The sequence below is a fragment of the Frankia sp. CeTa3Moorea genome, from assembly GCF_978021225.1.
On sequence record NZ_CDXDOR010000012.1, the window covers coordinates 50,166 to 58,405 of the forward strand.

Below are 8,240 nucleotides of genomic sequence, written 5' to 3' on the forward strand. Positions count from 1 at the left end.
TGCTCGGCCAGCCGCAGGGCCAGGGTCCCGCCCATCGACAGCCCCATGACGAAGACCTGCTCGCAGGTGGTCCGCAACCGCAGGAACGCGGTCTCTACCGTGGCGTACCAGTCCGGCCAGGTGGTGGGCACCATGTCCTGCCAGCGGGTGCCATGGCCGGGCAGCAGCGGGCACGAGACGGTCAGCCCGACTGCGGAGAGGTACTCGCCCCAGGGCCGCATGCTGCCCGGGGAGCCGGTGAACCCATGGACCAGCAGCACGCCGACCGGCCCACCCTCGAACTCGAACGGTTCCGCGCCCGGGAGGACGGCCGCACCGGTGACACCCGCCATCGTGATCCGCCCTTCGTGCCTCGCGCGCCCGCCCGCATGCCGCGATGCGGGTCCGGCGACGCGCGGAGGGAAAACGCCGGTAAACGCATGCTCGCACGGTCCGCGGGCTGAGGCCACGGTCGTGCGTGTCTCACTCGCTGCGCAACATCGCTGCGCAGGAGCCGCCGGACGGAAAGTCCCCGCCTGATGATAATCGGTGATGGGTGGGTACGCGCGCGGGACATCGGGATCGAGGCGCGGTCTGCGGGAGGCTGGGGGCCCGCCGTCAGGTTTCCTGGCCGGCACCGGAGAATGACACGCCGAGCGGGGTAGACCCTGTTCGGTGGACGTCGTGATGACCTCTCCTTAGGCTCAAGCAAGCCCATCATCCTTGCGACCGGCCCTGGGCGACCCGGCCCTGGTGCGGTGGGGTCGCAAGGATCGTCGGGGTCTCCGTGGCGGACCCCGGCGAGGCCGCCGGTCGTGGACCGGCGGCGTGCGCCCCGGTGCCCGACCGACCGGACGGTTCGTGGGAGGTTCGGGCCAGGTGTGATCGGCGTCGGCGGATGAAGACGGGCGACTGGCCACGGGCGCCCCCGGCGGGCCGTCGTCGTGCGGCGGTGACCAGGTGGGAGCTGTCTTGTTCTACTGGGTGGTCAAGGTGTTCCTGACACCTGTCCTGCGACTGTTCTGGCGTCCCTGGGTCGAGGGGGCAGAGAACATCCCCCCGGAGGGGCCCGCGATCCTCGCCGGCAACCATCTCTCCTTCCTGGACCACCTCTTCCTGTCGCTGGTCGTCCCCCGCCGTGTCACCTACCTGGCGAAGAGCGACTACTTCACCGAGGCGGGCGTCAAGGGGTGGTTCAAGCGGGTGTTCTTCAGTGGCGTCGGCCAGATCCCGATCGATCGCAGCGGCGGCAAGGCGAGTGAGGGCGCGTTGCGCTCGGGGGTCCGGGTGCTCCGCCAGGGCCGCCTGCTCGGGATCTATCCGGAAGGCACCCGATCCCCGGACGGCCGGCTCTACCGCGGCAAGGTCGGTGTCGCGCGCCTGGCGCTGGAGGCCGGGGTCCCGGTCATCCCCGTGGCGATGATCGGGACCTTCGAGGTCCAGCCGCCGGGCCAGCTGGTTCCGAAGATCCGTCGGGTCGGCATCCGCATCGGCCGCCCGCTCGACTTCAGCCGCTACGCGGCCATGGCAGATGATCGCTTCGTCCTGCGCTCGGTCACCGATGAGATCATATACGAGCTGATGGCCCTGTCCGGCCAGGAGTATGTGGACATGTACGCGAAGCGGGCCAAGGAGGAGCTCGCGGCCGCCCGGGCACAGGCGGCTGCCGCTGCCGGCGCGCCCGCGGGGTCTACCACCCCGGCGCAGGTCTCCCCGGCGTCCACCAGTACGGCGCAGGGTTCCCCTGGGGTGGCGACGCCGGCTCGGTCTCCGGATCAGCTCGGGCTGCCGGTCACGGCGCCGGCGAATCCACGCGCCGCCAAAGACCGGATCGACCGGGCGGTCTGACCCGTTTGCGGTGGACACGGCAGGATGGTCCGGTGTGTGGTGACAGCGTTCCTGGCTGGACGACGATCGGGCGGCGTCGCGGCTTCGAGCATCCCCGGCGATTCCCGGGACGGCGTCCGCTTCTGGTCGCGCTCGGCCTGATCGTTGGCTGCCTCGCGGGAACGGGTCCGGTGCCCGGGGCCTCGGCGGCCGGTTCCCCCGCCGCACCTGCTGGACCCGCCGCACCTGCTGGACCGCCCGTGGGCGCCGCCCCGGCCGATACGATCGGTCGCTCGGGAACGTACCTCACGGACAGTGATCGTCGGGTGGTCGTCCTGCACGGGATCACGGTGCCGGCCGGGGTGACGCCCACCGCCGGGGACATCGACACCTGGGTCGGCTTCGGATTTACCGGGGTGCGCCTAGCGGTCCCGATGGCAAGCGGCGGCCGCTTCCCGGCGACATCCGGTGGGCCGGTCCTCGACGGTGCCGGCGCGGCGACCACGCCCGCCGACCCCGGACTCGACCAGGCCGCCGCCCTCACCCGCATGTTCACCGACCGCGGGTTGCGGGTCACGCTGCGGATCGTGCCCGCCTCGGCGGGCTACGTGCCCTCCGTCGCCGGCCTCGCCGCGGGGCTCGAACGGTTGGCGACGCGGTTCCGCGACGTGCCGGGCCTGCTCGGCTACGAGGTGCCCGAGGGTGGTGGCGGCGGTGAGAGTCTCGTAGCGGCGGTGGCCGCGCATGACGGCACTCACCTGCTGTGGCGGAACCGGCCCGCCCCGTTCGACGCCGCATCGACGGTGGCGGTCAATGATCCGACCGGATACCTGGTCGGCTGGAAGGACGGGTCGGCGGCCAGCGTCCGCGGTCTCGTCGCCTCCGCCGACGCGTTCGGCCTGAGCTGGTTCTACGACGCCCCGAGCCCGACCGGGGGCACGGTGGGCACCGCCGCGCCCGTCGGGAGCAGCGGCGCCGAACGCCGGGCGCCCGCCCCGCCCGCGGACATCGTCCGCCCCTACCCCGTGGCCATCGCCGGGGTACCGGAGGTGTTGCGCTTCGACGCGTCGCGGGTGCTGATGGTGGCCTACCGGACCACGCCGTCGGCCGGGCCGCCCCTCGCTGCCGGCACGGCGACCGCGATCAGCGTGCCGGCCTGGTCCTATCCGACGGGCTACCAGGTGCAGGTCACCGGGGCGCGGGTAACGTCCGCGCCCGGGGCTGGTCTGCTCTGCCTCGTCAATGATCCCGGCGCCGCCCGGGTCGAGGTCCGGGTCTCCCCGGCGACCGGTCCCGCGGTGACTCCGCCGTCCGTCGCGGGTGCGGCCGGCTGCCGCGCGACGCCGGCGATCGTCCCGGCAGGAGGGCGGTCGCCGGCGTCGGGCGGTCCGCGGGCGGCGGCGTCCGGGGATGACGCCACGGAGGAGTACTCCGGGCCGCTGCTGTGGCTGCTGCCGTTGATCGGTGCCGCCCTGGCGGCGCTGCTGCTCGGGGCCTTGCTGCGCCCGTGGCGCCGACGCTCGGGCCCTGGCCCGGGGTGGTCCGCGGCCGAGCCGCCGACCATGGCGGACACCTTGGTCGGAGGAGACTGAGCCGGTGGGAACCCGCTTCTTTTACGACACCGAGTTCATCGAACGCACCGACACCGGTCATCACTGGCTCGATCTGGTCAGCATCGGAATCGTCAGCGAGGACGGCACACAGCGGTACTATGCCGTGTCGACCGAGTTCGACCCGTCGTGGGCCGTGCCCTGGGTCCGTCGCAACGTCATCGACCAGCTGCCGTCGCCGTCGGGCGAGGCGTGGAAGCCGCGGGCCCGAATCCGTGACGAGGTCGCCGCGCTGTTGACCGCGGGCGGTACCCCCGAGCTGTGGGCCTGGTACGGGGCCTATGACCACGTGGTGCTCTGCCAGCTCTTCGGTACGATGACCGCCCTGCCCGCCCAGCTGCCCCGCTTCACCCGGGACCTGCGTCAGCTGTGGGAGGAAGTGGGCCGGCCGGTTCTTCCTGCACCGCCGCCCAACGCCCACGATGCGCTCGCTGACGCCTTGCACAACCTCGCCCGGTGGCGGGTTCTCGCCCCGCTGCGCGCCCAGGTCGCCGCCGTCTCGGACCCATCCCGATGAGTCACCCATCCCGATGAGTCGATGACGCGGCCGCGGCGGCCTATCGTCGCCACGCCACGTAACCACAATGTTGTCCTGAAGCACGGCCATCCCGCTACGCTGCCGCCGGAGAAAGCGGTGTACGGTCGACGGGAGGACTCGGGATGAGGATCGGCGTACTGACCGGTGGCGGCGACTGCCCGGGACTCAACGCGGTGATCCGGGCCGTCGTGCGCAAGGGAGAGAGCGTCTACGGCCACAGCTTCGTCGGGTACCGGGACGGCTGGCGGGGGCCGCTGACCGGCGAGACGGTCCCTCTGGACATCGCGGCCGTGCGGGGGATCCTCCCGCGCGGCGGCACGATCCTCGGCTCCAGCCGCACGAATCCCTACGCCGCCGTGGACGGGCCCGCGCTGGTGCGCGAGCACCTCGCCGCCGCCGCGGTGGACGCGCTCATCGCGATCGGCGGGGAGGACACCCTGGGGGTGGCCGCCCAGCTGCACGCCGAGGGACTGCCCGTGGTCGGAGTACCCAAGACCATCGACAACGACCTCTCCGCGACGGACTACACCTTCGGTTTCGACACCGCGGTCAACATCGCCACGGAGGCGATTGACCGGCTGCACACCACCGCGGAAAGCCATCACCGGGTGTTGATCGTTGAGGTCATGGGCCGCCATGCCGGGTGGATCGCCCTGCACAGCGGCATGGCGGGGGGAGCCAACGTCATTCTCATCCCGGAGCGGCCGTTCGATTTCGACAAGGTGTGCGCCTTCGTCGAGGCTCGATTTGCCACCCACTACGCGCCGATCATCGTCGCGGCCGAGGGCGCCGTCCCGATCACGGGCACCATGGTCGCCAGGGAGGGCGAGGTCGATGCCTTCGGGCATGTCCGCCTGCAGGGCATCGGGGCGGTCCTGGAGACCGAGATCCGCGCCCGCACTGGTCGTGACGCGCGTGCCACGGTGCTCGGGCATCTGCAGCGCGGCGGCACGCCCACGGCCTTCGACCGGTGGCTCGCGACGCGTTTCGGACTGCACGCCGTCGACGCCGTGCACGAAGGCGACTTCGGGGTGATGGTCGCCCTGCACGGCACCCGCATCGACCGGGTTCCGCTGCAGGATGCGACCCGTGAGCTCAAGACGGTGCCCGAGGAACTCTACCACGAGGCCGAGATCTTCTTCGGCTGACCAGGGAAGGGGCGGGCCGTCGGGCCGGACCCGGTCCGGGAACCAATCCCGGTCCGGGAGCCAGGGCTGGGTGCCGATTCCCGGGCGGATGCCTGTCCGAAGGAAGATGCCGATTCCCCGGAAAAATGTCGGGCGATGGTGACCGCCCGAACTCGACTGGGCCCGTACCCTGGTATCGTGAGCGTACTGGATCTCTGGCGGACTCTTCCGGCCAAGCAGCAGCCGTCCTGGCCTGACCCGGCAGAGTTGAGAGCCGCCTACGACCAGCTTGCGGCCCTCCCCCCGCTGGTCACCGCGCCCGAGGTTCGGTCCCTGACCGACCGTCTCGCGCTGGTTGCTCGGGGCGAGGCGTTCCTGTTGCAGGGCGGTGACTGCGCCGAGACCTTCGTGGCGAACACCGCCGACAAGATTCGGGACAAGGTCAAGACGCTGCTGCAGATGGCGGTCGTCCTCACCTATGGCGCGAGCACGCCGGTGGTGAAGGTCGCCCGCATCGCCGGGCAGTACGCCAAGCCGCGGTCCGCGGACATCGAGGCCAGCACCGGGCTGCCCTCCTACCGGGGCGACGCCGTCAACGACATCGCGCCCACGGCCGCCGCGCGGCGGCCCGATCCGATGCGGATGGTCGCCGCCTACCATCAGAGCGCAGTCGCGCTGAACCTCGTGCGGGCCTTCGCCACCGGCGGTTTCGCCGACCTGTCGAAGGTCCACGAGTGGAACAAGGCGTTCGTGCGGGATTCCGCGGCGGGTCGCCGCTACGAGGTGATGGCGACGGACATCGAGCGTGCCCTCGCCTTCATGGCCGCCTGTGGCATCGACCTCGATCGGACCGCCGCGCTGAGCGGGGTCGAGCTGTTCACGAGTCACGAGGGCCTTCTGCTGGAGTATGAGCGTGCTCTGACCCGGATCGAGGACGCCACCGGCGATCCGTACGACCTGTCCGCCCACATGATCTGGATCGGCGAGCGGACCCGGGACCTCGACGGTGCCCATGTCAACCTGCTGTCCCGGGTGGGCAATCCGATCGGCTGCAAGATCGGGCCGAAGGCTGGCCCGGACGAGGTCCTCGAGCTTGCCGAGCGGCTCAACCCCGACCATGTCCCCGGCCGGCTCACCCTGATCTCCCGGATGGGGGCGAAGCGGGTCCGGGACACGTTGCCCTCGATCATCGAGAAGGTCAACGCTGCCGGGCCGCCCGTGGTGTGGTCGTGCGATCCGATGCACGGCAACACCCGTGACGTGGGCGGCGTCAAGACGCGCCACTTCGACGATGTCCTCGACGAGGTCTTCGGCTTCTTCGAGGTCCACAAGGCGTTGGGCACCCACCCCGGTGGCCTGCACATCGAGCTGACCGGGGAGAACGTCACCGAGTGCCTCGGTGGGGCCGAACTCATCGGGGAAGACGACCTCGGCGGCCGTTACGAGACCGCCTGCGACCCACGTCTGAACACCGGGCAGGCGCTGGAACTGGCCTTCCTCGTCGCCGAGATGCTGCAGAACACCCGGGGAGAACGCGGCGCCGTGGCCCTCGTGGGCTAACGGGATCCCGGCGTCGGTACCCCGTCCGGGGGGCTCTGCGGCGAGGGCGCGCCTACCGTGGTCGGCGTGGCATCGGAGGCGGTGGTGTCGTCTGCCGGGGTCGTGGCGTCTGCCGGGGTCGTGGCGGGAGCCGCGTCGGTGCCCCGCCTGCCGGGCGGGTTGGCTGATTCGGTGATGATCAGCTCTGGTGAGGCGGAGACCGACGCCGATGACGGTGCCGGGGTTGTGGCGGGTGCCGGGGTCGTGGCGGGTGCCGGGGTTGTGGCGGGAGCCAGGGCCAGGGTCGTGGCGGTGGTCGGGGTGGTCGTTCCGCTCGTGGCACCACCCGGCGCCGGGCTCGGGGGCCCTGGCGAGCCGGTGTCGGCGCCGCTGGGGGTGGGAGTGCTGAGGGCGGGCGCGGCGGTGGCCCCGGTCGCCGTGGGCCGAGGTACGGAGAGCAGCGGCGCCACGTAGGGCGGGGTGGTGAGCGCGTCACCGGCCGGCACGATCGGAGAGATCGGGCGGACAGGTGAGGGGGCCTGGACCGGCGCTGGTGCCCGCGGGCCAAGCCTGCGCCTGACGTCGTCGATGAGATCCAGAGCCGCATGCGCCGGTCCGACCGAGCCCACGGGAAGCGATCTCAGCAGGTTCTTCAGCCCGCGGGACTGCTCGGTGGTGAAGGCGTTCACCGTGATCCAGGCGTCCGCGTCCCCGGCGGCGACCCGGGCCAGCAGCACCTGCGTGCCGGCGCGTGCCTCGGCGAGCCAGTCCCGCAGCAGCGCGTTGACCAGCTCGGGGTCGGGGCGATCCCCGTTGCCGGGGCCGGGCGGGCCGCCCGGCGGGTCGGGGCCATCGGATCTGCCGGCACTGCCGGGGACGGCGGGCGTGCGGGGACCGGGAGGCCACGTCCCCGCAGCGGGTGACACCGCAGCAGGTGACATCGCGATGGCCGGTGGTGCGGCGATGGCCGTGGGGTTCACCACCGGCACCCGGAGGCTCGTCTCCGGGGCGCCGGCACCGGTTTCCGGGGCGATCACCCCGCTGTCATTCACCGTGATCGTGCGCAGTTCGCTCATCCGCGTGCCGGCCATGCCCAGCCGGGTCTTCGCCCGCTCGACCGGATCGCGGACTAGCGACATCTGGAGATCTTCGACCTGTCGTTTGACGCCGTACAGGGTGTCGCCGGGCAGCGCGTCCCCCGAGCTGACCGCGAGGGCCGCCGTGGTGACGGCGGCGGTGAGTGCTCCGGCCAGCAGCGGTCGGGCGGCCCGGGCCATCCTGCCCCGGCCGGAGACACCGGAGGCGGAGACACCGGAGGCGGAGACACCGGAGGCACCGGTCCGGCGTACCCACCGCGCGTCGACCGGGTCGTTTCCCGGCAGTTCATGATCGAAGCTCTCGGGAGACGCGCGTGCGGGACGGGTTCTCGTGGGACGGGCCTCGGTCTCGTGGCTCCTCACGGAGGTGCCGGGGGAACGGACGGGATCGCACGCCGGGGAGCCGGTGACGGCGGCGAACAGCTGTCCGCGCAGGGCGGCGCGCCGTGCCGGATGCAGCCGCGGCGACGGCAGGTCCCGGAGGGCCGCCACCGTGTCGATCAGCCGCACGTCGGTCTCGTCG

Annotated in this window: 7 protein-coding genes; 5 read left to right on the forward strand and 2 right to left on the reverse strand. The window is 72.0% G+C overall.

Translation table 11 applies throughout. The features are described 5' to 3' along the window. Positions 1 to 332, reverse strand: a 332-nt coding sequence (locus AC08OV_RS04250) for an alpha/beta hydrolase (protein ID WP_476619325.1), incomplete at its 3' end; no start/stop codon positions are given. Positions 333 to 939: 607 nt separating this feature from the next. On the opposite strand from AC08OV_RS04250, the gene AC08OV_RS04255 reads away from it, so the two are divergent. The 5 genes from AC08OV_RS04255 (at position 940) to AC08OV_RS04275 (ending at position 6,641) form a co-directional block, all read left to right on the forward strand. Beyond that, the gene (locus AC08OV_RS04255; RefSeq protein WP_476619326.1) at positions 940 to 1,827 is read left to right on the forward strand and encodes a lysophospholipid acyltransferase family protein; all 888 of its coding nucleotides are present in this window, start codon (positions 940 to 942) and stop codon (positions 1,825 to 1,827) included. 32 nt (positions 1,828 to 1,859) lie between these two features. Beyond that, a complete protein-coding gene (locus AC08OV_RS04260; RefSeq protein WP_476619327.1) occupies positions 1,860 to 3,398 on the forward strand; it encodes a hypothetical protein in 1,539 nt (512 codons plus the stop codon). A 4-nt stretch (positions 3,399 to 3,402) separates the two neighbouring features. After that, entirely contained in the window at positions 3,403 to 3,933 is a 531-nt protein-coding gene (locus AC08OV_RS04265) for a polyadenylate-specific 3'-exoribonuclease AS (RefSeq protein WP_476615937.1), read from the forward strand. 143 nt (positions 3,934 to 4,076) lie between these two features. Further along, positions 4,077 to 5,102, forward strand: a complete 1,026-nt coding sequence (locus AC08OV_RS04270) for a 6-phosphofructokinase (RefSeq protein ID WP_462203892.1) — start codon at positions 4,077 to 4,079, stop codon at positions 5,100 to 5,102. A 135-nt stretch (positions 5,103 to 5,237) separates the two neighbouring features. Then, positions 5,238 to 6,641 carry a class II 3-deoxy-7-phosphoheptulonate synthase gene (locus AC08OV_RS04275; RefSeq protein WP_476615936.1) on the forward strand — a complete coding sequence of 468 codons (1,404 nt, stop codon included), beginning with the start codon at positions 5,238 to 5,240 and terminating at the stop codon, positions 6,639 to 6,641. Here the strand turns inward: AC08OV_RS04275 and AC08OV_RS04280 are convergent. Beyond that, on the reverse strand, positions 6,638 to 8,240 hold a 1,603-nt coding region (locus tag AC08OV_RS04280), incomplete at its 5' end, for a DUF5667 domain-containing protein (protein ID WP_476619328.1). The two genes, AC08OV_RS04275 and AC08OV_RS04280, sit on opposite strands and share 4 nt — an antisense overlap.

Bases quoted from the DNA above. Each gene is read 5' to 3' on its own strand.
- AC08OV_RS04270 (WP_462203892.1), top strand. From the start codon at position 4,077: ATGAGGATCGGCGTACTGACCGGTGGCGGCGACTGCCCGGGACTCAAC.
- AC08OV_RS04275 (WP_476615936.1), top strand. From the start codon at position 5,238: ATGGTGACCGCCCGAACTCGACTGGGCCCGTACCCTGGTATCGTGAGC.